This window comes from Wolbachia endosymbiont (group A) of Melieria omissa, from assembly GCF_964031125.1.
Taxonomy (GTDB): domain Bacteria; phylum Pseudomonadota; class Alphaproteobacteria; order Rickettsiales; family Anaplasmataceae; genus Wolbachia; species Wolbachia pipientis.
Window position 1 is genome coordinate 1,028,283 of the sequence record NZ_OZ035007.1, and the last position, 24,604, is coordinate 1,052,886.

The following is a 24,604-nucleotide window of genomic DNA, read 5'->3' on the forward strand; positions in this document are numbered from 1 at the left end:
CGAAGCAGTCTGTTGTTAAAGAGTAGCTAATAAAAAACATATTCTAAGATAATATTAAATCTCGTATTATATTTTTTCTAAAGTAAACAAATGAATCTTGCATTTTGCCTGAGTTATTGATACTCTGAGTAAAGAAGTCGGGGCGTAGCGCAGCCTGGTAGCGCATTTGGTTTGGGACCAAAGGGTCGGGAGTTCAAATCTCTCCGCCCCGATGTTAGTATAATTGTAAGAACGCTGTAACATAAGAGCAATCTCCATCAGTAAGCAAGTAGCGGACACTGGAATGACATCATTTGTCATGTAAATTACGGCATATTACATTTTAACGCTCAAGTTTATAAAATAATTGACAATGTTAATTTTCTAATTTATAAATAGATTTTGAAATGATTACCGAAGGAGGTATAGAGTTTGATAGAAGTATCAGTCCATTATGGTGATGTAGACAGAGCTCTTCCAGTATTGAAAAAAACAATTCAAAAGGAAGGAAGAGGGTTGAAAATGAAAAAACAATATCATGAAAAAAAATCAGAAAAAAGAGCTAAAAAGAAAGCTGAAGCTAAAAAAAAGAGGTACCAACAAGAGTGCAGAAGGCAGCGTTATGGTTGGTAGTTTATACTCAAGTTAATAGTTTATCATTGGTTATTTTATGAATATTCACGAATATCAAGCGAAAGAAGTTTTACATAAATTTAATGTCCCAGTGCCAAAAGGTTTTGTTGCTACATCTGCGGAAGAAGTAAAGACTCAAGTAAGTCAATTAAAATCTGACGTGTTTGTAGTTAAAGCTCAAATTCATGCAGGTGGTAGGGGTAAAGCCGGTGGCGTAAAGCTAGCAAAGTCAGCTGAAGAAGCTCAACAGTTTGTAAAGGACATGATTGGTATGACCTTAGTTACTCATCAAACAGGGCCAAGCGGGCAGCAAGTAAGAAAAGTATACGTTGAAGAAGGCTCAAGCATTAAGAAAGAGTATTATTTAAGCCTGGTAATCGACCCGAAGCTCAGTAGGCCAATATTCATATTTTCCTCAGAAGGTGGAATGGACATTGAAGAAGTGGCGAAAAATTCTCCCGCAAAAATTGTGAAATTTGATATTGATTCTGCTACAAGCTTTGATAGCAGCAAGTTGAGCAGCAGTTTTAATTTGAGTTCAGAACAAATAGAAAAAATAACAAATGTCGCAAAAAATATATATGATGCGTTTATTGCAACTGATGCGAGCCAAATTGAAATTAATCCACTGGTTGAAACAAATTCTGGAGATTTTATTGCGCTCGATGCGAAAATTAATTTCGATGATAATGCTTTATATCGTCACCCAGAAATTATGGAACTTCGTGATTATGATGAAGAAGTGAAAGAAGAGATAGAGGCTTCAAAGTATGGGCTCAGTTACATCAAAATGGATGGCAGTATTGGTTGCATGGTAAATGGTGCAGGTCTTGCTATGGCAACAATGGATATAATAAAATACTACGGAGCAGAGCCTGCTAACTTTTTGGATGTTGGTGGTGGAGCGAGTAAAGAAACTGTAACTGAAGCATTTAAAATTATATTGTCTGATAGCAACGTAAAAGGAATTCTGGTTAACATATTTGGTGGTATAATGCGTTGCGATATTATTGCAAGTGGAATTGTTGCTGCTGCAAAAGAAATGAGCATTAAAGTTCCTCTAGTGGTTAGATTATCAGGTACTAATTTTGAAGAAGGAAAAAAAATTTTAGAAGAGTCGGGATTAAATATTATTGCTGCAGATGAACTGGGTGATGCTGCACAAAAGATAGTAAAAGAGGTAAAATAAAGCATGTCCGTTTTAGTAAATAAAGATACAAGATTAATATGCCAGGGTTTTACTGGTGCACAAGGTACGTTTCATTCAGAGCAAGCTATTGACTACGGGACGAAAATGGTTGGCGGTGTAACTCCTGGAAAGGGTGGGAGCACTCACCTTAATTTACCGGTTTTTAATACTGTAGCAGAAGCCAAAGAAAAAACCGGTGCAAATGCTACAGTTATATATGTACCTGCTAAATTTGCTGCTGCTGCAATACTTGAAGCAATAGATGCAAAAATAGAATTGATAATTTGTATTACAGAGGGCATTCCTATACTTGATATGGTGAAAGTTAAGCGTGCGCTTATCGGCTCAAAAAGTCGATTGATTGGTCCTAACTGCCCGGGAATTATTACACCTGAAGAATGCAAAATAGGAATTATGCCTGGTCATATCCATAAGCGTGGACACATAGGAATTATGTCTCGCTCTGGAACTTTAACTTACGAAGCAGTAGCGCAAACAACCGCTGTTGGTCTTGGTCAATCCACATGTATCGGAATTGGGGGAGATCCAGTTCATGGTATGACATTTGTCGACTGTATGGAGCTCTTTTTAAAAGATAACGATACTCATGGTATTGTAGTTATTGGTGAAATAGGTGGAAACGAAGAAGAAGATGTATCACATTTTGTGAAAACAGAAAAAACTAAAAAGCCAATCGTTGGTTTTGTAGCAGGCCAAACGGCACCTCCAGGAAGACGTATGGGACACGCTGGAGCAATCATCTCTTCCAGCGGTGGAAGTGCTGGTGCAAAACTAGAAGTTATGCGAAGCGCTGGAATTGCAATTGCAGAGACTCCTGCGGTGATTGGTAAAAAAGTTTTGGAAGTAATGCATCACTAGAATTAGGGTTACAAAAATCCTATATCACCGGTCATGAATACGTTATTTGCCCATTCGATTAATAACTTACCTCCTGGTAAATCTACTGAAGTCTGTTGGGCAGTCAGATATCCACGTAGTGTGGATGCAACAAGTGCCGCACAGGCTGCACTACCGCATGATGCAGTAATGCCTGTACCTCTTTCCCAAACTCTTAAAGTTATTTCTCCAGACTTTTCAACTTGTGCAATACTAATATTAATTTTCTGAGGAAATAATACGTGATTTTCCAGCTTTGGTCCTAAACTTTGCAATGGTATTTCATTTACGTTATCAACAAAAAAAACTATGTGAGGATTACCAATATTTACTGCAACGGGCTCTTTTAGCATTTCAAGCTCTATAGGTAAGTAAAGAGTGTCACACTCAGTAGATAAGGGAATTTCATGCCATTTTAGCAAAGGTTTACCCATGTTAACCTTTATGGATTTATCACCCACTTTAAAACACTCTAAAATGCGTTTGTTTACCAGCTCAATAGTGATATACTCAGTACCTTTTTCTGACATTAGCAAATATCCAACGCAACGTGCTGCATTTCCGCACATTTCAGCTTTGCTACCATCAGCATTATAGATATGCATAAAGCAATCGGCTAAACTGGAGTTTGTTATCACTATGACTTGATCGCAACCGTTTTGGTTAGCAATTTTTTTATAGTTCCAATTTAAATCATTTGCTGAACGTGAGTCTATGATAACGAAGTTGTTACCAGTTCCGTGCATTTTGATAAAATTTTCAGGACCTTGGCCACTCATCATAAAAAAACATTTCTTCTATTGGTCTCCTTTTTTTCTTACTTGTTTCAGCGCCCTCTTCTTCGTAACCAACCGCTATCACTGACATTACGTTAAAGTCATTGGGTATATTGAACTCTTTCACTATTTTATCTCTATCAAATCCACCCATTTGATGGGCCATTAAGTTCATAACTGCAGCTTGTAACATAAGTCCATAATTTGCTGCACCAGTATCATGATTAGCCCAAAGATTTTCTCCTTTACCTTGTTTACGGAAGTTTTTAGCACTTAAAGATATGATTAACACTTGTGCATCTTTTGCCCATTTTTGATTAGATTCATCAAGGCAATTTAGCAGCTTTTCCCATGCGCTTTGATTGTTCTGTTTGTTGCATATTACGTATCTCCAGGGTTCATCACCAAAACATGAGGGAGTCAGCCTTACAGCTTCCATTAAAATATCCATGTCTTCCTGAGATATTGCTCTTGTAGGATCGTATGAACGTCCGCTGTGTCTTGCTTTCATCAACGATAATAGATCTTGTTTACTCATCATTTTTAATTTAATAGTGCATAAATAATTCATTGTAGCACAATATAAGCAAAATTTAAATTGCAAAACCTCTCATACACATATATTACATTTAATAAGTTATTTTTATTGGGAAGGTATGTTTATAACACAATCTAGCAGCAGATCAACACTGGCTGAAATATTGTCTTGCATTTTACTTTTATTCTTGATGGCTCAAATAAGCATACCATTGCAGCCTGTGCCTATCACATTGCAAACTTTAGGAGTAATGCTTATTGGGCTTAAATTTAACCGCGGAACAGCATTTTATTCTGTGCTTACATATCTATCACTTGGTGCAGCAGGATTGCCTGTTCTTGCGAATTTTTCTGGTGGTTATCACATTTTTCTCGGACCAACAGGTGGATATTTAATTGGCTGTTTAGCTGCCGTTATGGTAATGAGCAAAGTAAATGAATTACTGAACTCTAAGTATAAATCATTTGTGTGTAATTCTTTAAGTTGTCTGGCTGGTACAGTTATAATCTTTATTTGTGGTGTTAGTTGGCTTGCTGTTTACTTGGGTCTGAGACAAGCAATAATGGTGGGTGTTTTGCCATTTATCCTTCCTGGTTTGATAAAAATTTTTCTACTTGTAGCAGCTTTGCAATATTTGAAAAAATGATAAAATTCCGCCCTCATCATTTCATGTGCACCCTCGCGTTTCGGGGATATGGGTATTCTCAGGGTTTTGTAGAAAATTATAAAAAGATAGCAAGCAAAGTAATTAGTACTCAAATCGAAGTAGTTGGTAACCTTGATAGTATCTGTAGTGCTTGTCCAAATCAGACTAAACAAGGTAAATGCACCACACAAGCTAAAGTTTTAGAGCTAGATAGAAGGCATATGGAAATTTTAGGAGTAAAAATTGGCGAGACTTTAACTTGGAATGAGGCAGTAAAAAAGATTAGAGAGAAAATGTCTTTAGAGAAATTCGAGTACGCATGTGAGGGGTGCAATTGGCAGCCATATGGAATATGTAAAAATGCCCTTTTAAATCTACAAAGGTAGTTGACAAAATGTTAAGATAAATCGAAGCATTTTTGTGGAAATGAAGCGAAATATAGAAGACAAAAGATAAGTGCGTTCTACACAGCATATTCGTCCCGCTAATTAATAATATCTTTATTATTGTATGAGATAGGTAATTTAGCATTTATGAATTTGTAATGTGTTGCGCATAGCTAAAAGAAATAAGGTTTACTGGTTACACGCTGCAGCCAATGCCACAACACTAGGACCTATGTTTATCTGCATGTTAATTTGCGTTGTGATTTTATGGAGGTCTTCTGTTACCTATGCTAGTGAAAATTTGGAGATACAGAAGGCCTTTGATAGTGTTGTCAAGGATATAAAAGCTGATAAAAAATATAAAGATCTTGATGTTATTGAGAGAAAAAGTGACAAATTTAATATCAAAATTTCGCAGAATTCTGGCAAGAGTTTTGACATATACTCTACTTTAAAAAAAGCAAAAGATTCCTTTGAGTTAGGAGATAATGAAACAGCTATTTCTCTCCTTAATCAGATTACCGCAAAGTTTCCTTATCATAAAAATGCTTTGATTGGACTAGGGAATATTTATTACGCTAATAAAGAATACAAAAAAGCTGTAGAGATTTACACAAGACTGTTAAAAGAACACCCTAGTAACCCTTACATATTAAAAAATTTTCTGACGATAATCTCACAATATGATCCTGATCTGGCGTTGAGTGAAATGTTAAAATTGTATGATATACATAAAAATTATGCTCCTTTATTAGCAAATTTAGGTCTGATCTATATGAAAAAGGAGGATTATGTAAAAGGTAAAGAGTATATGATAACTGCTATTTCCCTCGATGAAAACAATATTTTTTATACTTATAATTTAGCTGTTATTCTAGATAAACTTTCAGATTTTCAAAATGCTACAATATTCTACTTAAAGTTGTTAAACATGGCTACAACTTCGAAAGATGTGAGTGAAAAAATACCTTTATACAAAGTGACAGCAAGACTAAAATTTATAAAACTTCACAGCACGCACCCAAAGATTTCATAAAAGCTTATAGCTTACCTAAAGCTAATTTATCGCTATTTTTGTTTACAATAATAATATTGAGCTATAGAATTAGATCTAAAGGGGCAATTAGCTCAGCTGGTAGAGCATCTCGTTTACACCGAGGAGGTCGGCAGTTCAAGTCTGTCATTGCCCATTTGCTTAACTGAATGTTAGTATTATTAATTACTTCAATTAAAGTATAGAAAATGCAGGATAATATAGTACCAATCTCAATAGTAAAAGAGCTGGAAGATTCTTATCTTTCCTACGCAATGAGCGTTATCATAAGCAGGGCTATACCTGACGTGCGGGATGGATTTAAACCTGTTCATAGGCGTATATTATATGCAATGTCGAGAGCTGGATTCGATGCCGGTAAGCCATATAAAAAAGCGGCTCGTATAGTTGGGGACGTAATGGGGAAATATCACCCACATGGTGATGCAGCTATTTACGATTCCTTGGTTAGGATGGCTCAAGATTTCTCTCTTCTTTTACCGCTTATTGATGGGCAAGGTAACTTTGGTTCGATAGATGGAGATCCACCAGCTTCAATGCGATACACAGAAGCAAGACTTCAAAAAGTGTCACACTTTTTACTGAATGATATTGATGAAGATACAGTTAATTTTAGGCCAAACTACGATGGAAATGAAACAGAACCAGTTGTGCTGCCTGCAGAGTTTCCGAATCTATTGGTAAACGGTGCAAGTGGTGTTGCAGTTGGTATGGCAACCAATATTCCTTCTCATAATCTTGGAGAAATAATAGATGCTTGTATATTATATGTAGATAATTCTGAAGTTACTTTGGATGAGTTACTTGAAGTGATGCCAGGGCCGGATTTCCCAACTGGGGGAACGATTCTTGGAAGGTCTGGAATAAAATCAGCATTTGCAACTGGTCGTGGATCAATTGTTGTGCAAGGCAAGACTCACATAGAAGACCTGCCACAAGATAGGCAAGCAATAGTGATTGATGAAATACCTTACCAGGTAAATAAAGTAAAATTAATTGAGAAGATAGGTGAGCTTGTAAAAGAAAAAAGAATTGATGGCATAACAGAAATTAGGGATGAGTCCGATAATTCTGGTATTAGAGTAGTAATTGACCTCAGAAGAAATGCTGAAGCAAGTTTTATACTTAATCAAATATTGGGACTAACTCCACTAAGAAGTAGTTTTAGTGTTAACACTTTAGTACTCAATAACAACAGACCTGCTTTGATGTCGTTAAAAGAAATCATAGCTGCTTTTGTTGACTTTAGAAAAGAAGTGTTAATCAGGAGAACAGAATTTCGTCTAAGAAAAACGAGAGAAAAAGCTCATATATATATAGGGCTCTACATTGCGGTCCTCAGCATAGATGAAGTGATAAAAATCATCCGCGGTGCAAAAGATCCTGCGGAAGCAAGTAGAGAACTTTTAAATAAAGAATGGAAAACTTCGAATGAAATCAACACTATCATCGAGTTGATTTCAGATAGCGCAAGCTTTTTGAAAGATGGAGTGTATAGATTAACTGAGCTACAAATTAAAGCTATCCTTGATATGAAACTGCAGCGTTTAACAGGCCTTGAAAAAGACAAATTAGAAGCTGAGCTAAGTTCAATGATCAACCTGATAAAAGAATATATCGCTTTTCTTGGCTCAGAAGAGAAGTTGATGAAGGAAATAAAAAACAATCTACAAGAAATAAAGAACAGATTTGCTGTGCCGCGAAAAACTTCAATAGAGGAATCAGATACGGACATTGAAGCTGAAGATCTAATTCCACAAGAGGATATGGTGATAACCGTAACTATGAATGGTTATATCAAGCGTGTGAAGCTTTCTCACTACAGAACTCAGCGTCGTGGTGGAAAAGGAAAGCTAGGACAAGGATTAAAAGAAGAGGATGTAATCACAAAATTATTTGTTGGGAATACCCACACTAGCCTCTTATTCTTTTCTAATATTGGTCGAGTTTATAGATTAAAAGTTTATAAGTTGCCTCTTGCAGAACCAACTGCACGTGGAAGAGCACTTGTTAACATATTTCCGCTTAGCGATGGTGAAACTATAACTAATATCATGCCATTGCCAAGTGAAAATGACGAAAATCAAAACATAGTTTTTGCTACTGCTCATGGAAACATAAGGCGTAACTCTTTAGCGGACTTTCACTATATTCCAAGCAATGGAAAAATAGCAATAAAGCTCGATGAAGGAGACAAATTAATATCGGTTAAAGTATGCAATGCAATTGATCATGTTTTTCTTTCAACAAGATTCGGCAAAAGTATCAGATTTGTTGTAAGTGATGTGCGTCAATTTAAAAGTCGCAATTCAGATGGCGTAAGAGGTATCAAACTTGCAAAGAATGACAGCGTGATATCCATGACCATATTAAATGGGATAGGTGTAGCAACAGAAACAAAAGAACTTTACTTAAAAGTTCCACTTGCAAAAAGACTGGGAACTGCAATTAATAACTCCATTGATTCTAAATTGGAAAAGACTTTAAATGATTTAGGAATAGATAACGAATTATTCTTAAAACTTGCAGTGAATGAGGAGTTTATATTAACTATTACTGAAAATGGCTTTGGTAAAAGAACTTCTGCGTATGAGTATAGAATAACTAACAGGGGTGGTGTTGGTATCACCAATATTCTTACTACTAGCAGAAATGGTAATGTTATTGCTAGTTTTCCAGTTGAGCAGGGTGATAATATAATGCTTATTACAGATAAAGGAAAGTTAATTCGTATTTCAGTAAATGATATCAGGATTGCAGGACGTAGCACTCAGGGAGTAACTCTATTTAAAACAGAAAGTAGAGAAAAGGTGGTGTCAGTAGCGAAAATTGAAGATCCTGATTCCACTGAAGATAGTATTTCTGAAGTTGAAAACTCTATCTCTTCTCAACTGTAGTACAGGTTAAACAAAAAGCGCAAGTTTTTGTTGATTAATACGCAGTATTTAAATTAAAATATATACTTATGGCTAAGTAAAGATCAATGGACAAAAATTTAACTAAAAATAAAAAACCACTGGCAGACAAAGAGGATAAAAAAACACCTCCTGTTAAAGATCTTACTAAAAATAAGAGTAGGAGAGATTTTATAACATTAACTACATGCGCTATGGCAGGTATAGGAGCTGCAAGTGGACTTTGGCCACTGGTTAAATCTATGAATCCTTCTGCTGAAGTTCTAGCAACTTCCACAGTGGAAGTGAATTTGTCTGGAATTCAGGAAGGACATGGAGTAAAAGTAAAGTGGCAAGGTAAACCAGTATTCATTCGTAGACGCACAAAGCAAGAAATTGAGGCTGCAAGAGCTGTGAATGTGAAGAGCTTGAGGGATCCTCAATTAGATGAGCAGAGAGTATACGAAGGAAAAGACGAATGGTTAATCATGATCGGAATATGTACACATCTTGGGTGTGTACCGGTTGACCACGCTACAAGAGATGGTAATGGTTGGTTCTGTCCTTGCCACGGTTCATATTATGATACATCAGGCCGAGTGATTGGGGGTCCTGCACCAAAAAATATGGTTGTACCTGATTATTTTTTTCCCAGTGAGAATGTTGTGGTAATTGGCAAGAAGGCTTAACGGAACTCGTTAAAAAAAACTCACAGGATCAACATCTATTATCACTGCAATACTCGAATTCAAGTTACAATTTTTAATCCAATATTTCAGCTTTTTTTGTATAGATAAACTGTGTTTATTGTGTATTTTTAATAATACCCTATACCGATACTTATTATTTAAAAAATTTATCGCTGCTGGTGATGGGCCAAGAATTTCAAATTCCTTTTTGTCTACACCTACATTTTTTTCCTGGATACAAGTAGTTAAGCTACTTGGATGACAAAGAAGAGATTTTACTATTTCATTCGCTGCTTTTTGTGTTGCAATCTGATTCTTACCACAAATGATAAGCGCTATTAATCTGCTAAATGGTGGCATTTTGGCTTCACGTCTTGACTTAAGTTCAATTTCATAAAATGAGTCCCTTTTTTGATGCAGCAATGCTTTTATTATTGAACTTTCAGGGTTATTGGTTTGCACTATTACCATTCCTTTTTCATTAAACCTTCCTGACCTGCCTGCAACTTGGTGCAATAATTGATACGTCTTTTCCGCTGCTCTCAAATCAGAATTTTCGAGGCTCAAATCTGCATTCATTACTCCAACCAAAGTTAATTTGGGAAAATTGTGCCCTTTAGCAATTATTTGTGTGCCGATTATAATGTTCACCTCTTCTTTCAACACTAAGTCAATTACGTTACTAACCGACTTTTGATCGCTGCTTATCATCGCAGTTTTTGCGTTTGGTATTAATTTCACCATTTCTTCAAGTAACTTTTCAATTCCTATGCCGTAGAGGGACAACGGCTGTTCACTTTGGCAATTAGAGCATTTTTCTGGAAGTTTCAATTGATAAGAGCAGTGGTGGCACAAAAGAGCATTTTTTTTCTTGTGATATGTAAGCCAAACAGCACAATTTAAGCAGGAAATTTTATATCCACACTTTTTACAAACTGCCAGTTGTGCATACCCTCTGCGGTTTAGAAAAAGCATAACCTGCTGTTTTTTCTCTATGGTTTGTTTGATGCTTTCAAAAAGCTCAGAGGAGATCCATTGCTTGTTGTTCCTCATATCTACTACTTTAATGAGTGGCAATTCTGCACCACCAAATCGTTTAGTTAGCTTTACATGATTGTAATTCCCGTTTTTAACATGATGAATCGTTTCAAGCAGTGGAGTAGCTGATGATAAAATAATCGGAATATTTTCAAATTTGGCTAAGATTATCGCCATATCTCGAGCATTATATATAATTCCCTGTTCTTGTTTAAAAGATGAGTCGTGCTCTTCATCAACGATAATCAATTTTAGGTTTTTATAAGGCAAAAAAAGCGCTGACCGTGCACCAATAATTATCTGCGCATTTCCATTTGCTATATTGAGCCAATTATTCCGGCGAGTTTTTGGAGTGAGCCCTGAGTACCATTCAACTAAGTTTTTTGATATCTGACCGCGAACACGATTTACCAATTGTGAAGTTAAAACAATTTCAGGTAGGAGGATTAAAATTTGTGTATTACCTTCTCCTGATGTCATTTCAACATATTCTGGTGTCATACTAGTACGTGGCAAAGACGGTATGCTAAATGTTACAGTGGGTTTTGCCTTGAGTATAAAGGTGTCATTCCAGTGCTTGACACTGGAATCCAGGAATTTTGATTGTAAATTAGGTATTGGTTTTAAGTTAAAATAAACATTTGTAATGAGGTTATATGAAAAACTGGATCCCAGTGTCAGGCTACTCGGATGACACCCTCTTGGTAGACCCAAATCACAATGTTCGTACAGTTGTGTCTCTGGGCACTGGGATGGTAAAGTCTGAGCAGCATTTGGAACGGCAGTGTAATTCTTAATCAATTGTGCAATCACAGAGAGATAAACTTCCGTTTTTCCAGATCCTGTCTCACCGTCAAGCAAAGTCACTGAATACTCGTTCAAATTGCTGATTATTTTATCACTAGCTATCTGCTGTTCAGGGCTTAATTGGCAACTTATTTCACTTGTTTCCTGCTTTTGTTCAACACAAACTAATTTATCTATGTGATTTACTTTTAACACTCCTCCCATTATCACTTTGGCAAGCATACCAATAGGTATTAAATTGTATTGTGCAACCCACTCTGCAAATGCAATCAATTTTGGTCTAATATTTGGTAAATCGATTTTTTGCTCAATAAATTTTAATTCTCGGTTACTTTTATCACTGTATTTCCAAACTATTCCGATTAAGCGTTTTTTGCCAAATGGCACCACTACGTAATCTCCAAGTAAAATCTCAGTATTTTCCTCAATTGCATATGAAAATAACTGATCAATTGGAAGTGATAGTAATACGTCAACTGTTTTTGCCATAGTGATTGAGTTTAACATTGTTTTAAAGAGCTTGTAACTTTATTAAGCTTGGCAATATAGATGAATCGGTACAGAGAAAATCTTAACGTTTAACACATTTTTCATAGTACAGACCGTATGATTGATAAATAAAATGATTTATAGAATTTGTGGAGGCTACCAATGGTCAACGACAAGATTACTTTGAACTTTGAAATAGAAAAAGGCGAACCTATAGATCGATACTACTTTTCTGCACATATAAAGCTTACAGATGAAAGCAAAAATCTTTTGCGCGAGAAGCTTGGCAGTACAATTCAATTCGATAATCTAGATGATCACTTCAATCTTAACCATGAGAATTTTTATATCTACTACAACAAATATAGTGAGCACAATGGTAGAAGTGAGCTACACGTTAGGGATGATAACGGTAAATATTTAACCTCCAATCTTCCACTTAATTACTATGGATTCTCAATGGAACTATCACCTGACGGAGCGTCAATTGCAGATTATGGTTTTTATCCTCTGTATGCAATCTATAACCCAAATCACTATGATAAAGCAAAGGAAAAAGTATTTGATGATCACGGTGAATTGTCACCAATTGCATCAAATGTGTTAGATAATTTTTTAAGCAACACAAATAGCTTAACCACACAAGATATATTACAAAATGTATTCTCACAACTGCAGAAGAAAGCTGATGAAGAAGCAGAAAGATTGGCAAGAGAGAGAGAAGCAGAAAGACAAAGGGAGGAAGAGTTAAATGAAAAGAACGAGGAGTTAAAAGAACTTGTAGAAAAGGATGAGATTAAAATATTCAAAGTGGTAAAAGGTAATGATTTAGGTAATGGGCATTCAGCAGTAGTTTTACAACTTGATGGGGAAGAAGGTGACAAGATACCTCTCGACTCTAGTAAATACTACATAGCAGAGTATAGACACCACCCAGAATGGGAAGGCGATGAATATTTAAATTTTGTTAGCCCTGATAGTGATATGCTGGTTAATTATGAAAACTTATTTTTTGTGCTCAATCAAAGCTCCTACTCAGACTTTGAAAGTGGGTTTTATTCAGAAAACAGAACCGATCCCCATAATTATGCTAAATATTCAAAGGAACCATATTTGAGTGGTGACCAGCTATCTGAAAAATTATCTAATGAATTGGAGGAAGATAGCAATCAGATAGGTACTGAATTTACAATTGATGATGAGCAAGTAGACGAAGAAGTTGTGGTAGAGAGTGAAGCCAAGTCTGGGGAGAAAGGAACGGTTGGTGAGGATAACGCAAAAAATACTATACAGGAAGAAGAATCTAACTATATAGATCAAATGCAAGCGGATGATAGCAGCAGTTATAAACCAGCTTTGCAAAGCAATCGTGATGATTATGCTGATACGAAAAAAGCTCTGCAGGAAAAATTGCATGGAGATGAAATACACAAGCAAAGTAATGAGAAAGCTCAAAAAGATATAGAAGTAAAAAAAGTAACTGTGGAAACTGACAGTAGCAGTAATAAGACTGAAAAACAAACAAAACCAACAGAAGATGAACAAGAAACTGTTATGGCAAGTGTGATAGAAAATATGGATAAAAATTCTGATATTGAAGCAGAAACTTCTAACAGTGTTGCAAATTCACAACATCCCTTAAAAATAAAGACAGGAAGTCCTCTTGAAGTGGGAAAGTATAAGGTGGAGCTGCAAGTGACATATGATGATGTAAAGAATTTTTATGATACCGTACGTGGTAAATATCATGCTGGCGATGGATATAACTACGAACAAGTAATGGTTTTATATAATGAAATTGTTAGGCCCGCTCACAATCATCATTACGAGCTGTTTACTCTTGATGAAGCACATGTTGCTAATGATCACCTGTTTATCAAGGGTCAGGATTTTGGAACTCTAAATGATTTTAATGAGATGTTCTATAAAAGTGATGAGTTAATGTGATGTAAAAAGCAAGATTCAATCTGGTGAACGAGAGTTAACTGACAGAGGAGATTGACACGTATGCCTTTATCTTTAAGATTGTTTATCAAGTATAGACATCAGCTCGCCCCATTCTCTTTTACCAATATTACTTTCTTCTCTAGTAACGTTTTCCCCTTTAATTAATTTGCGAATTATTTCTAGACCAGTTCTTGAAATACAGGCTGATTCTAGGCAATATTCAACAAAGGCATTGTAGGCCAGTGGAACCCATTTTTTTATTATATCCAGCATAACTTCTGCATAAACTCTGATTTCATATTGGGCATGCTTATCAGCTCTAAGCTTCAAAAAATGAAGGAGATTATGCAGATCTATTTTCCAATAAAATTGCGTGTAGTAATTAAGCATTAGGTTAGTTCTGGCAATTTCTCTTGCAAGCCCCTGCTCAATAAATTTTTCATAATGAGAATATACTAAATTAGAGTCATTTGTTAGAGAATCTATTATTTCCTTTGAGGTATCTGGATCAAAAGCTTCCCCGCTACCTTGTTTATTATTGTCAGATTGTTTTGCAACTTGTTCTGGTTTAGGTGTATAAAATTCATTATCAAGTATTGAATACCTTGCTGAATATTCATTCACATTTGCAGTTCTATGCCTTATCCATTGCCTTGCAACAAAAATTGGAAGTTTCACGTGAAACTTAATTTCACACATTTCAAATGGAGTTGTATGATGATGTCTCATTAAATACTTTATAAGTGCTTCATCCTGACTTATCTGTTTTGTTCCCTTGCCATAAGAAACACGAGCAGCTTGAACTATAGCGCTATCAGAGCCCATATAATCCACTACTCGAATAAATCCATGGTCTAATACCTTATGTTCTTCATATAAGATTGCATCTATTTCTTTTACTATAGTTCGTTTGGTTGCTTCATTCATAAAATATCCTCAAGACGAAATGGAGATATCAGCTCCACATGAATTGAGTTTTTCATGCATTGCTTCATATCCTCTCCATAAATGATGTGAATTGTTTATTATAGTTTCTCCACCGGCTACCAAAGAAGCAAGCACCAAAGCTGCTGTTGATCTTAAGTCAGTAGCATATAGATTAGCTCCAGATAAGCTTTTTATTCCACTTATAGTAGCTTTGCTTTTCTCGATGCTGATATTAGCACCTAACTTTCTCAATTCATCTGCATGTGTAAATCTGTTTTCAAAAATGTTCTCTTCAATTACTGATATCCCATCAGCGATGCACATTGCAGACATCAGTTGTGGTTGCATATCACTGGGAAAATTGGGATATGGATCTGTCGCAACGTTAGCAGACTTAATAGAGCCATTTTTTCTGGAAATAACAATGCCTCCATCATACAGTTCAACCATAGCTCCTATAGTCTCCAACTCATTTGTAATACACCTTATATCAGATAGATTTATTCCTTCCAACTCCAACTTACCACCGGTTATTATAGCAGCTAGTGCATAGGTGCCTGCTTCTATGCGATCTGGTATTATTTTATGAACACATCCATTTAGTGCTTCAACTCCTGTTATTATGACCTTTGTATTATCAATTTCAATATCAGCACCCATTTTCTTCAGAAAATCTATTAAATCAAGAACTTCCGGCTCAGTTGCAGCATTGTTTATTGTTGTCACTCCTTCTGCAAATGTTGCTGCCATTATTACATTTTCTGTTGCGCCAACACTTATTTTCTCAAATGTGATTTCTTTTCCTTGTAGCTTTCCTTTCACTGTTGCAATTATATTATAGCCGTCAATTTCAATTTTAGCTCCCATTTCTTCTAATGCTTTAATATGCATATCAACGGGACGCTTTCCAATGTTGCATCCACCAGGAAATGCTGTTCTCGCTTTGCCAAATCTGCTAAGCATTGGACCCAATATTAGAAAAGAAGTTCTTAGCTTACTTGCGGTTTTATATGGCATCACGTGATTGTTGATATTGCTGCAGTCAATTTTCAAAGTATGGTTCGCTTTATAATTTTTATTGTGCATAAAGTTCACTTCTGCTCCAAGACTTTCAAGCAACTTAGACATTAGATGCACATCAATTAAATCAGGTACATTATGCAAAATTACCGGGGAGCTACTTAATAGACTTGCTGCCATTATTGGTAAAACAGCATTTTTTGAGCCATTAATCTTGATTTTTCCGACCAAAGGTTTGTAGTTATTTCTTATTAATATCTTGTGCATTTAATTAGATATAAAGTATAATTCATTAGTTTATTGAAGTCTTACTAAGTATAATAGATTGACCGTAAAAGGCAAAATTTGCTTTTTCTTCCTCATCATCCCAGTGTCATGCTACCTGCATGACACCTGATGCGAATTGCCCCCGAAATTTTATACTATGAATTACTCAAATGACGCTCTCGAGCTTTATCAAACCAAATAACACCAATTGCAACAATGAAATAACCAGCTGCTCCTAATGTAAGGCGAATTACTGCATCGAAAGTTGACAGAGGAGGAGACGGCATTAGAATGCTCAAAACACTATACACAAGATTATTTGTTGCATGAGCAATAGTTACTGGCCAAATCGAGTTGTCTTTTTCAAACAACCAGGTAAACATTATAGACATTGCACAAATATAAAGGGTATAAGCACAAATAGTCGGGAATGTAAAGCCATCCATACGCGTCAAGTTAAGAGATTGTGAGCAAATTTAGAGAGGTTAAAGTGGATACTCTAGCCCTTCTACGTTTGTCTTTTAATGAAAATCGCGACCAAGTTATAGTGAGTTTTTTAAGAAATGCTTTTAAACTATTAATTTTGGTTAATACTAAAAATAACTCTCTAACCCGCCTTTTTAGCTCAATAAATGCCTTTGTTAAGCTAAGTTCTGTATTCTTTTTCACTTCTGTGCAACCAACTATGCCGTGAAATATATGAATTGCGCACAATTTAGCATATAGTTCACATAATACTCTGCATGGCTTTCCTTTTAGCTTATCAAGCCTGATATGGCTTTTATACAATTTAAATAATAACTCAATTTGCCACCTTACTCTGTAAATCGTTAATACTTGCTCAGCACTAATTTTATTTTCTGGAACATTAGTTATAAATATTGACCAGTTCAACAATTTTTGATTTCTTTTAGAGGATGTATATCCCTGCGATCTTGCTAATCTATTAGCTTTCCTTCTTCTGGCCATAGACTGTTCTTCAGTTAGTTTCTGACATATAATTCTTACTCTAATTTTTGCTTCTTTTCCTAACAATACCTCGTTTTCTAAAAATAACTTATCCTCTAAACATTCTAATAACTCCATTTTTTGATTTGTTTCTACATCATATATGTTGGTATCGGATTTATAACGACTTATGAAATAAGCTCCTATTTCATTGATTTGTTTAAAAGAACTTGGCACAAAATAACCGAGATCAGATATTAGCAAATCATTGCTTAATATATTACTTAAATGTTTCCTATATCCCTGGTCTGATCTTACCCCCTCCGTTAAATTAAGTTGGTCTATTATCTGATTCATGTAGTCGAAAACTAATTGTAACTTTATTCCAGACTTAGTATTGCTTTCATAGCCACTGTAGCTAGTACCATAACCTTTATACATCTCTTCCATACTGTTAGGTAGAGTAATATAGCTACTGTCCAATAATTTAACACTATTAAATTGCTGTAAGATTTTGCAATCAACTTGCAAGATATTTTTAAAGAGAATCACAGATTCATTATACATCCTTTTCATAAATTCCACTGCTTCTTCAGTAAATCTAAAATCCAAACCTTGTTTTGTTATATCTATCGAGTCCTCGTTTAGTAATTGACACATTGTTTCTACGCTACAATTATCAACTCCTATATTACCCAAGACCATGGCTTTTACGAATGATGAACCTTTTAGCTTTCTCTTTCTTTTTATAAACCTTGTTGTAATTGAGATTTTCTCTGCTTTTTCATTAAAAAATTCTTTGAGCTTTTTTGATAAGCAAGTTATTTTATTCATTGGTTCTCTCACTAAAAGTATATCTGGGAGAACTTATACCTTATTATTCTATCTCTTTCATACCTTTATTTCCTTAACTTGACGCGTATGGTAAAGCCATCCTTCCACAAAGCTGAGCCAGCAACCACATAAGTTGGTATGTGCCATACTGACCAAATAATACCGACAATAATTGCTCTGATATAAAAATTTGATATTTTGCTTTTAAGATTTTTCAAAAGATAGCCACGCCAACCGATCTCTTCACCAAGAGACATAATGATCCACATCACAAAGGTTGATAATAAAACAAATAACATCACTAATGGACTCAAAACTGCACTCAAATCCTTTACACGGTCTAACGTAAAAGACTCTCGGAAAAATGAAAAACCGCAGTAAATTGACAAAAGACCATTGGAAATTAGCATACTTACCAGAATAAGTATAAACCCTAATAGACAGTTTTTTGGCGAACTAAGTTTAAAAAGATCCCTTACCTTCTGTTTATTATAAATGGTTAGCAAAATTGCAACTGAAGCCGGAACAAATGTTGTTAATAATGTTATGTCTTTGAAAGGTAAGCACCAAGCTATAATGCACGTCAAAAAATATGTAATTACAAAAAATAATGTACAATTAATAGTGGTTAAATTCATGCATACGCCCATCAATTCCTTTTCTGCATTATTGATCTTTATTCATAAATTGTCAATAAAATACTTCTTCAGGGATGAATAGAATATTTTTTCTTTTTGAATTGCTATTGATAGTTTAATTTTTATATGTATTCCCTTTCACAACCGTTTGTCATCCCAGTGTCACGTGCTGGGATGACAGTAGGAGAGCTGCTTGCATGACAAGAGGAGGGTACTGGAATGACAAGAGGAAGACACTGGGGTGACATCAACTAAACTTGTCCAAATATGAGCGATGCATTAGTGCCACCAAAACCAAACGAATTAGAAAGTGCATATTGAATTTTATGCTCCTGAGCTTTAAACGGTACAAAATTTAAATCACATCCTTCTGAAGGCTTGTGTAAATTTAAGGTTGGCGGAATAATTCCATTATTTAACGCAAGAATACTGAATATTGCTTCAACGCTCCCTGCAGCACCAAGTAAATGTCCTATAGAAGATTTAGTTGAAGAAACAGGTATTTTATAAACGTAGTCACCGAATAACTGTTTCATTGCTATTACTTCAATTTTATCTCCAAGTGGCGTTGAAGTTCCATGTGCATTGATATACCCTACTTGATTGGGATTAATTTGTGCGCTCTTTAAAGCAAGCTGCATTGCCTTAAATGCGCCTCTTCCTTCTGGATGTGGTGCTGTAATGTGGTGCGCATCTCCTGTGAGTCCGTACCCAACCAGTTCAGCATGTATTTTTGCCCCCCTTTTTTTCGCATGTTCGTATTCCTCCAGCAGCAATATACCTGCTCCTTCACCCATAACAAAACCATCGCGTTCTTCATCCCATGGCCTTGAAGCTTCTTCCGGTTTATCGTTAAATTTAGTTGATAACGCCTTCATAGATGCAAAACCTGCAATTCCAACTCTACACAGTGCACTTTCTGCTCCACCTGCAATCATAACATCCGCTTCACCAAGTTTTATAGTTCTTGCTGAGTTTATGATTGCATGCGCACCTGTTGCACATGCGGTTACTGCTGAATCGTTTGGACCTGTAAATTCGTATTTAATAGAAATATGGCCAGATATCAAATTTATTAGACTTGCAGGGACAAAAAATGGACTGACACGTCTGGGCCCTTTTTCCTGCATGGTAATAACATTTTCCTGAATTGACGGAAGACCACCTATACCAGAGCCAATAGTCACACCAACACGTTCCCGATTGATATTTTGGCTTTCCAAAATTAATGAATCATCTACTGCCTGAATAGCTGCTGCAATACCGTAATGGATAAAACGATCTGTCCTTTTTGAGTCTTTCTCAGAAATATAATCTAGTGGATTGAAATGGTGCTCAATGTTGTCTGATTGCAACGGCACCTGCCCTGCAATTTTGCAAGCAAGATCAGAAGAGTCAAATCTATCCGTATTGATTGCTTTTATGCCAGACTCACTTTTTATTAGCCTTGACCAAGTGTTGTCAACATCTGCCGCTAGTGAAGTGATTAAACCAACACCAGTGACTACTACTCTTCTGCTCATTTAACACTAACTATTAGCCTTTTTTATTATTAATGTACTCAACTATTTGCTCCATAGTTTCCATTTTTTGTGCGTCTTCATCTGGAATTTCTATTCCAAACTCTTCTTCTGCTGCCATGATGATTTCAACTGCATCTAAGCTGTCTGTACCATGCTCCGAAAGCTTTGAAGAGCTGTTGAATTTCTCTACATCCTTACTAATATGCTCTAGTATAATCTTTTTCACTTTTTCTTCTATGTCTTCTCTAGTGCTCTTTGCTAGTTCGCTATTCACATTTCTTACCAAAAAAATAACCTATTCTTTGATGTTATAAAAAATTTTTATGTTTGCAATATCTTTTATAACTGGTAAACTACAGTAAAGTTTTCTACTGCCCTAGCTGGCTAGCGTTACGTGCTAAACAATTAACAATTCAAAAATGCTAGACGAAACAACAAAAAATTTGCTTATTGTAGAAGTAAATAAACTCTTACCCGAAAATAGCGAGAATAAGCTTATATCAGCTATGCGTTATATACTCCTTGCTCCTGCAAAACATATACGCTCCTTTTTAGTCGTAGCTTCATCGCGAGTGTTTAACGCGGAAGCTAAAAAAGTAATATCAGTTGCTGCAGCAATTGAATTTGTTCATGCTTACTCTCTAATTCACGATGATTTACCGTGCATGGACAACAGTGATACTCGCAGAAGCCAGCTAAGCTGCCATAAAAAATTTGATGAAGCAACAGCAGTGCTTGCCGGAGATGCACTACTTACTCTGGCTTTTGAGGTATTATCTTCGTTAAATGAGAAACGCTGTGAGATCATAAAAGTTCTTTCTCAGGCAATAGGAATTAGGGGAATGGTGGGAGGACAGGCTTTAGATATTAACAGTGAGCATATAGATTTTAGCCCCCAACCCTCTGTCATTCAAGTAGCTGACACTGGGATCCAGAAGGCTTTGCCTACAAGCATTTCGTGCAAAAAGCCATGCGATAGTGGAGCTGAACATGAAATGGATTCCAGTGTCAGCTACTTGCATGACACCCTTTCTACCTTAAAACTACAACATTCGTACGGCTGTATGTATGACGCTGGAATGACGTCGGGCCAAGCTGATAAAATAAAAGAAATTCATTTGATGAAAACCGCAAAACTATTTGCAGCTTCATGTGAAATAGGTGCTATAATCGGGGGTGCTACAGACAAGCAACGTAAAGCGTTATATAACTATGGAATAAATCTAGGGCTTATCTTTCAAGCTAAGGATGATATTGAAGACTACGAACAAGATAAAACAAATAATCTTATGTCTGTGCTTGGTAAAAGTGAAGTAGAGGACTATATAGACGGCCTCTTTAAACAAGGCTTGGATAATTTGAGTGCGCTTTCAGGGGATACTAATTATTTATATGATTTATTGAATCAAGTAAAGAAAGATGGTTAGAAAAATTATATTACAAATGCTTATTTCCGTAGTAATGATTCTCACTTTAACTTCTGCTTTTGTGTTTACTATTGTCTATATAAACAAAGGTAAACCGGAAAAAAAGGACAAGCTTTATGAGATAAATGCCACGCATGGTGGTTTGATACAGACGATAGCACATTACCTAGTGAAGCCAATACTTGAATCAGCACTTGACCGCTATATTGAAAAGCATGGGCTGACAGAATATTTAGAAGAAATAACGCAGCAAAAGGAAGAAGATTCAATAAATTTTTATGAAATTACTGAAGGCAGTGGCAGCAAGGCTTTTTGTGGCCTGGAAGTCCTATTGCAAATATATAAAATTTCTAATAATAACTCAGCAACACTCCCTAGCAAAGTTTCTGATGTTACTTTGAAAATAGGTCAAGATGACCTAAAAGAAGTGAGTTTAGGGGTAATAGGTATGAAAGAAGGCGGAGAGCGTGTAGTTACTATTGCCAATGAGAACAAAATGAATTTTAATTCTTATTACGTCAAACTGATCGAAGTAAAGGATAAATATCCCGACTCAGTAAATAATCTGATGGTTTTTAATGACTTAATTAACAAGACTGGAAAACAAGTAAGGTGCGGTGATGAGATATCGGTTAAATATAGCGTAAAGGAGCATAATGGGGAATATATAGTCAAAGATCAAACAGTGCAATTTAGGGTTGGCGATAAAAAAATACCACTTGCTATAGAGCTTGGAGTTGTGGGAATGAGAGCTGGTAATAAAAGAACTATTCTTTCTCCGCCTGACCTTTTGACTATTACTGACGATATGTTAATAAAAGACATAGATTATGATGAAGAAAATATCTCAATAATTGACTTAAGCTTAGATGTTAAGCAAGAGGTCGCAGCACACCATTCTACTGTTGAAAAACAGCCTAAAGAATATAGCTGAAATTTTAGGTCTACTGGCTAATCTTCTGAACACTCTCTATACTACTTAAAGTAGGCTTTTCGTTTTTCCTAAAGTATAAACTTAGATAAATCAAGCTGCTTCGAAATTGACTCAAGTTTATCTTTTACATACTTGCTGTCTATAATGAATTTTTCGCTATTTTTCTCAGAAGCAATGAAACTTATTTCATCTAAAAGCTTCTCCATGACAGTGTGAAGCCTTCTTGCGCCTATATTTTCCACTTGCCTATTAACTGTAAACGCTATTTCAGCTATGGTTTTTATACCATCATCAGTGAACTCAAGTGTCACATTTTCTGTTTTCATTAAAGCTATGTACTGCTTTAACAAACTAGATTCTGGTTCCTTTAATATTCTTATTAAATCCTCTTGAGTAAGTGCCTTAAGTTCTACCCTGATCGGTAATCTGCCCTGCAATTCCGGTAAGAGGTCAGATGGTTTAGACTGATGAAAAGCACCAGATGCAATAAATAATATATAGTCTGTTTTTACATGGCCATACTTAGTTGTAACAGTTGTTCCTTCAAGTAATGGTAACAGATCGCGTTGCACTCCTTCTCTGTTTACTTCACCTTTTACTTCTGTACGCGCTGCAATTTTGTCTATTTCATCCAAAAATACTATACCGTCATTACTAACAAGATCAATGGCTTCTTTGATTATCTTATCTTCATCCATTAGCCTTTCACTTTCTTCATTAATTAATATTTCACGCGCTTCTTTTACCTTCACCGTAATAGTTTTTGTTTTTTTGCTCCCGTTAAACATCTTGCCCATTATTTCTGTTACATTCATCACACCAACTTGCCCACCTGGCATGCCTGGTATATCGAAAGTAGGTAACATACTCTTGCTCTCTCTGACGTTAATAGAAACTTCTCCGTCCTCAAACTCTTTATTCCTCAACCTTTCTCTAAAATTTTTTTTACTCTCTTCGGTTGCATTTTCGCCTACCATAGAGTTTACTATTGTTTTCTCAGCTAAAATTAAAGCCTTTTTAGCTAAGGCTTTACGGGCTTTCTCTTTAACTAAAACTATTGCTGCATCAACTAAATCGCGTATTATCGAATCAACGTCACGTCCAACGTACCCTATTTCAGTAAACTTCGTTGCCTCAATTTTTATGAACGGTGCACCGGCAAGTTTTGCTAAGCGACGAGCTATTTCAGTTTTACCAACCCCTGTATGACCGATCATCAATATATTCTTAGGTATGATTTCATCACGCAATGGAAATGGAACCTGATTGCGACGCCAACGATTTCTGAGCGCAATAGCAACAGCACGCTTTGCATCATCCTGTCCGATTATGAATCTGTCCAATTCTTTAACTATCTTCTGTGGTGGCAGGTCATCTAACAAAACTTGAGTGCTGTCATTAACTTGAACATCGCTGTTATTTGAATCAAAACCACTCTTAGTATCTTTATAGAGGTTATCTTTTTCATCGTAGGTGTCACTACTACAAGACCGCCCTTCTGAAAGGGTTATAGGCTGATTGGAAAAATTGGTGCACAAAGTTTTTTGTTCAGAAGACATATCACTCCTCTATTTTTTCAATAATTATATTATGATTTGTATAAACACATATATCAGCAGCTATCTTCATAGCCTTTTTCGCAATTTCCTCTATTGATATTCCTTTAATGTCAATTAAAGCTCTTGCTGCAGATAGAGCAAAATTTCCCCCAGAGCCAATAGCTGCAATTCCATCTTCAGGTTCAAGAACATCACCTGTTCCCGTAATTACTAATGAAATAGATTTATCTGCAACAATCATCATAGCCTCTAATTTTCTTAGATATTTATCCATTCTCCAGTCTTTTGCAAGTTCAACACATGCCCTCATTAATTGCCCTGGGTGCTTGTCAAGTTTAGATTCTAGTCTTTCAAAGAGAGTAAATGCATCGGCTGTTGCTCCAGCAAAACCGGCAATTACAGAATCACCAGAAAGACGCCTAACTTTTTTTGCTCCGGATTTTATAACAGTGTGGCCCAGTGAAACTTGTCCGTCACCTATTACCACTACGCTTTCACCCTTTCTAATTGATAATATAGTAGTGCCATACATTTTACTGTTGTCGTGTTGAATCATTTTTCTATC

Annotated in this window: 22 protein-coding genes, 2 tRNA genes and 2 pseudogenes; 14 read left to right on the forward strand and 12 right to left on the reverse strand. The window is 35.8% G+C overall.

The annotated features are described in order from the left end of the window. Positions 1 to 138 precede the first annotated feature (138 nt). The 4 genes from ACQH2Q_RS04820 (at position 139) to sucD (ending at position 2,680) form a co-directional block, all read left to right on the forward strand. Positions 139 to 212, forward strand: a tRNA-Pro gene (locus ACQH2Q_RS04820). Between the two features lie 199 nt (positions 213 to 411). Next, entirely contained in the window at positions 412 to 612 is a 201-nt protein-coding gene (rpsU, locus tag ACQH2Q_RS04825) for a 30S ribosomal protein S21 (protein ID WP_006279819.1), read from the forward strand. 37 nt (positions 613 to 649) lie between these two features. Further along, on the forward strand, positions 650 to 1,801 hold the full coding sequence (gene sucC / locus ACQH2Q_RS04830; RefSeq protein WP_341824079.1) for an ADP-forming succinate--CoA ligase subunit beta: 1,152 nt from the start codon (positions 650 to 652) through the stop codon (positions 1,799 to 1,801). A gap of 3 nt (positions 1,802 to 1,804) precedes the next feature. Then, positions 1,805 to 2,680 (forward strand): succinate--CoA ligase subunit alpha, encoded by an 876-nt coding sequence (gene sucD / locus ACQH2Q_RS04835; RefSeq protein WP_264339708.1) that lies wholly within the window; start codon positions 1,805 to 1,807, stop codon positions 2,678 to 2,680. Positions 2,681 to 2,688: 8 nt separating this feature from the next. Here the strand turns inward: sucD and dapF are convergent, their stop codons facing one another. Beyond that, complete coding sequence (gene dapF / locus ACQH2Q_RS04840; RefSeq protein ID WP_338482134.1) at positions 2,689 to 3,477, reverse strand: diaminopimelate epimerase; 789 nt, start codon at positions 3,475 to 3,477, stop codon at positions 2,689 to 2,691. Continuing rightward, positions 3,458 to 4,045, reverse strand: a complete 588-nt coding sequence (locus tag ACQH2Q_RS04845; RefSeq protein WP_151807513.1) for a nitroreductase family protein — start codon at positions 4,043 to 4,045, stop codon at positions 3,458 to 3,460. The genes dapF and ACQH2Q_RS04845 overlap by 20 nt, the downstream gene beginning before the upstream one ends. A gap of 85 nt (positions 4,046 to 4,130) precedes the next feature. Between ACQH2Q_RS04845 and ACQH2Q_RS04850 the strand changes: the two genes are divergently transcribed. From ACQH2Q_RS04850 to petA, 6 genes are all read left to right on the forward strand, one after another. After that, positions 4,131 to 4,658, forward strand: a complete 528-nt coding sequence (locus tag ACQH2Q_RS04850; RefSeq protein WP_425383408.1) for a biotin transporter BioY — start codon at positions 4,131 to 4,133, stop codon at positions 4,656 to 4,658. Next, positions 4,655 to 5,044: a DUF1284 domain-containing protein gene (locus tag ACQH2Q_RS04855; RefSeq protein WP_319606716.1), complete on the forward strand. Its 390-nt coding sequence runs from the start codon at positions 4,655 to 4,657 to the stop codon at positions 5,042 to 5,044. Before ACQH2Q_RS04850 ends, ACQH2Q_RS04855 begins: the two co-directional genes overlap by 4 nt. A 160-nt stretch (positions 5,045 to 5,204) precedes the next feature. Beyond that, positions 5,205 to 6,080, forward strand: a complete 876-nt coding sequence (locus tag ACQH2Q_RS04860; protein ID WP_425383409.1) for a tetratricopeptide repeat protein — start codon at positions 5,205 to 5,207, stop codon at positions 6,078 to 6,080. A gap of 81 nt (positions 6,081 to 6,161) precedes the next feature. Further along, positions 6,162 to 6,234 (forward strand) — tRNA-Val (locus tag ACQH2Q_RS04865). Positions 6,235 to 6,286: 52 nt separating this feature from the next. Continuing rightward, positions 6,287 to 8,995 (forward strand): DNA topoisomerase (ATP-hydrolyzing) subunit A, encoded by a 2,709-nt coding sequence (gene gyrA / locus ACQH2Q_RS04870; RefSeq protein WP_425383410.1) that lies wholly within the window; start codon positions 6,287 to 6,289, stop codon positions 8,993 to 8,995. A gap of 86 nt (positions 8,996 to 9,081) precedes the next feature. Next, entirely contained in the window at positions 9,082 to 9,681 is a 600-nt protein-coding gene (gene petA, locus ACQH2Q_RS04875; protein ID WP_182309809.1) for a ubiquinol-cytochrome c reductase iron-sulfur subunit, read from the forward strand. Between the two features lie 9 nt (positions 9,682 to 9,690). On the opposite strand, the gene priA is transcribed toward petA, so the two are convergent. After that, positions 9,691 to 12,033 (reverse strand): replication restart helicase PriA, encoded by a 2,343-nt coding sequence (priA, locus tag ACQH2Q_RS04880; protein ID WP_425383411.1) that lies wholly within the window; start codon positions 12,031 to 12,033, stop codon positions 9,691 to 9,693. A 144-nt stretch (positions 12,034 to 12,177) separates the two neighbouring features. On the opposite strand from priA, the gene ACQH2Q_RS04885 reads away from it, so the two are divergent. Next, positions 12,178 to 13,962, forward strand: a complete 1,785-nt coding sequence (locus ACQH2Q_RS04885) for a hypothetical protein (RefSeq protein ID WP_010963093.1) — start codon at positions 12,178 to 12,180, stop codon at positions 13,960 to 13,962. A gap of 72 nt (positions 13,963 to 14,034) precedes the next feature. On the opposite strand, the gene thyX is transcribed toward ACQH2Q_RS04885, so the two are convergent. The 5 genes and pseudogenes from thyX to ACQH2Q_RS04910 form a co-directional block, all read right to left on the reverse strand. Next, positions 14,035 to 14,889: an FAD-dependent thymidylate synthase gene (gene thyX, locus ACQH2Q_RS04890; RefSeq protein WP_015589436.1), complete on the reverse strand. Its 855-nt coding sequence runs from the start codon at positions 14,887 to 14,889 to the stop codon at positions 14,035 to 14,037. Between the two features lie 9 nt (positions 14,890 to 14,898). After that, on the reverse strand, positions 14,899 to 16,176 hold the full coding sequence (gene murA, locus ACQH2Q_RS04895; protein WP_006279833.1) for a UDP-N-acetylglucosamine 1-carboxyvinyltransferase: 1,278 nt from the start codon (positions 16,174 to 16,176) through the stop codon (positions 14,899 to 14,901). Positions 16,177 to 16,331: 155 nt separating this feature from the next. Then, a pseudogene (locus ACQH2Q_RS04900) lies at positions 16,332 to 16,619 on the reverse strand (CPBP family intramembrane glutamic endopeptidase); the annotation flags it as partial. Positions 16,620 to 16,632: 13 nt separating this feature from the next. Beyond that, positions 16,633 to 17,958: an IS4 family transposase gene (locus ACQH2Q_RS04905; protein ID WP_425383412.1), complete on the reverse strand. Its 1,326-nt coding sequence runs from the start codon at positions 17,956 to 17,958 to the stop codon at positions 16,633 to 16,635. Positions 17,959 to 18,047: 89 nt separating this feature from the next. Next, positions 18,048 to 18,545 (reverse strand): annotated as a pseudogene (locus ACQH2Q_RS04910) (CPBP family glutamic-type intramembrane protease); the annotation flags it as partial. Between ACQH2Q_RS04910 and ACQH2Q_RS04915 the strand changes: the two are divergent. After that, on the forward strand, positions 18,454 to 18,678 hold the full coding sequence (locus tag ACQH2Q_RS04915) for a hypothetical protein (protein WP_265024127.1): 225 nt from the start codon (positions 18,454 to 18,456) through the stop codon (positions 18,676 to 18,678). The pseudogene ACQH2Q_RS04910 and the gene ACQH2Q_RS04915 sit on opposite strands and share 92 nt — an antisense overlap. Before the next feature lie 169 nt (positions 18,679 to 18,847). On the opposite strand, the gene fabF is transcribed toward ACQH2Q_RS04915, so the two are convergent. Both fabF and acpP read right to left on the reverse strand, forming a co-directional pair. Continuing rightward, positions 18,848 to 20,119: a beta-ketoacyl-ACP synthase II gene (fabF, locus tag ACQH2Q_RS04920; protein WP_425383413.1), complete on the reverse strand. Its 1,272-nt coding sequence runs from the start codon at positions 20,117 to 20,119 to the stop codon at positions 18,848 to 18,850. Between the two features lie 13 nt (positions 20,120 to 20,132). After that, positions 20,133 to 20,393 carry an acyl carrier protein gene (gene acpP / locus ACQH2Q_RS04925; RefSeq protein WP_006279836.1) on the reverse strand — a complete coding sequence of 87 codons (261 nt, stop codon included), beginning with the start codon at positions 20,391 to 20,393 and terminating at the stop codon, positions 20,133 to 20,135. Between the two features lie 145 nt (positions 20,394 to 20,538). Between acpP and ACQH2Q_RS04930 the strand changes: the two genes are divergently transcribed. Together ACQH2Q_RS04930 and ACQH2Q_RS04935 are read left to right on the forward strand one after the other, a co-directional pair. Beyond that, on the forward strand, positions 20,539 to 21,546 hold the full coding sequence (locus ACQH2Q_RS04930) for a polyprenyl synthetase family protein (RefSeq protein WP_010082029.1): 1,008 nt from the start codon (positions 20,539 to 20,541) through the stop codon (positions 21,544 to 21,546). Then, positions 21,539 to 22,480 carry an FKBP-type peptidyl-prolyl cis-trans isomerase gene (locus ACQH2Q_RS04935; protein ID WP_010963087.1) on the forward strand — a complete coding sequence of 314 codons (942 nt, stop codon included), beginning with the start codon at positions 21,539 to 21,541 and terminating at the stop codon, positions 22,478 to 22,480. Before ACQH2Q_RS04930 ends, ACQH2Q_RS04935 begins: the two co-directional genes overlap by 8 nt. A 68-nt stretch (positions 22,481 to 22,548) precedes the next feature. On the opposite strand, the gene hslU is transcribed toward ACQH2Q_RS04935, so the two are convergent. Both hslU and hslV read right to left on the reverse strand, forming a co-directional pair. Further along, on the reverse strand, positions 22,549 to 24,039 hold the full coding sequence (hslU, locus tag ACQH2Q_RS04940) for an ATP-dependent protease ATPase subunit HslU (RefSeq protein ID WP_425383414.1): 1,491 nt from the start codon (positions 24,037 to 24,039) through the stop codon (positions 22,549 to 22,551). 1 nt (position 24,040) lies between these two features. Beyond that, positions 24,041 to 24,595: an ATP-dependent protease subunit HslV gene (hslV, locus tag ACQH2Q_RS04945; RefSeq protein WP_182309841.1), complete on the reverse strand. Its 555-nt coding sequence runs from the start codon at positions 24,593 to 24,595 to the stop codon at positions 24,041 to 24,043. Positions 24,596 to 24,604: the final 9 nt, after the last annotated feature.

Bases quoted from the DNA above. Each gene is read 5' to 3' on its own strand.
- sucC (WP_341824079.1), top strand. From the start codon at position 650: ATGAATATTCACGAATATCAAGCGAAAGAAGTTTTACATAAATTTAAT.
- sucD (WP_264339708.1), top strand. From the start codon at position 1,805: ATGTCCGTTTTAGTAAATAAAGATACAAGATTAATATGCCAGGGTTTT.
- dapF (WP_338482134.1), bottom strand. From the start codon at position 3,477: ATGAGTGGCCAAGGTCCTGAAAATTTTATCAAAATGCACGGAACTGGT.
- ACQH2Q_RS04845 (WP_151807513.1), bottom strand. From the start codon at position 4,045: ATGAATTATTTATGCACTATTAAATTAAAAATGATGAGTAAACAAGAT.
- ACQH2Q_RS04850 (WP_425383408.1), top strand. From the start codon at position 4,131: ATGTTTATAACACAATCTAGCAGCAGATCAACACTGGCTGAAATATTG.
- ACQH2Q_RS04855 (WP_319606716.1), top strand. From the start codon at position 4,655: ATGATAAAATTCCGCCCTCATCATTTCATGTGCACCCTCGCGTTTCGG.
- gyrA (WP_425383410.1), top strand. From the start codon at position 6,287: ATGCAGGATAATATAGTACCAATCTCAATAGTAAAAGAGCTGGAAGAT.
- petA (WP_182309809.1), top strand. From the start codon at position 9,082: ATGGACAAAAATTTAACTAAAAATAAAAAACCACTGGCAGACAAAGAG.
- priA (WP_425383411.1), bottom strand. From the start codon at position 12,033: ATGTTAAACTCAATCACTATGGCAAAAACAGTTGACGTATTACTATCA.
- ACQH2Q_RS04885 (WP_010963093.1), top strand. From the start codon at position 12,178: ATGGTCAACGACAAGATTACTTTGAACTTTGAAATAGAAAAAGGCGAA.
- thyX (WP_015589436.1), bottom strand. From the start codon at position 14,889: ATGAATGAAGCAACCAAACGAACTATAGTAAAAGAAATAGATGCAATC.
- murA (WP_006279833.1), bottom strand. From the start codon at position 16,176: ATGCACAAGATATTAATAAGAAATAACTACAAACCTTTGGTCGGAAAA.
- ACQH2Q_RS04905 (WP_425383412.1), bottom strand. From the start codon at position 17,958: ATGAATAAAATAACTTGCTTATCAAAAAAGCTCAAAGAATTTTTTAAT.
- ACQH2Q_RS04915 (WP_265024127.1), top strand. From the start codon at position 18,454: ATGGTTAGCAAAATTGCAACTGAAGCCGGAACAAATGTTGTTAATAAT.
- fabF (WP_425383413.1), bottom strand. From the start codon at position 20,119: ATGAGCAGAAGAGTAGTAGTCACTGGTGTTGGTTTAATCACTTCACTA.
- ACQH2Q_RS04930 (WP_010082029.1), top strand. From the start codon at position 20,539: ATGCTAGACGAAACAACAAAAAATTTGCTTATTGTAGAAGTAAATAAA.
- ACQH2Q_RS04935 (WP_010963087.1), top strand. From the start codon at position 21,539: ATGGTTAGAAAAATTATATTACAAATGCTTATTTCCGTAGTAATGATT.
- hslU (WP_425383414.1), bottom strand. From the start codon at position 24,039: ATGTCTTCTGAACAAAAAACTTTGTGCACCAATTTTTCCAATCAGCCT.
- hslV (WP_182309841.1), bottom strand. From the start codon at position 24,595: ATGATTCAACACGACAACAGTAAAATGTATGGCACTACTATATTATCA.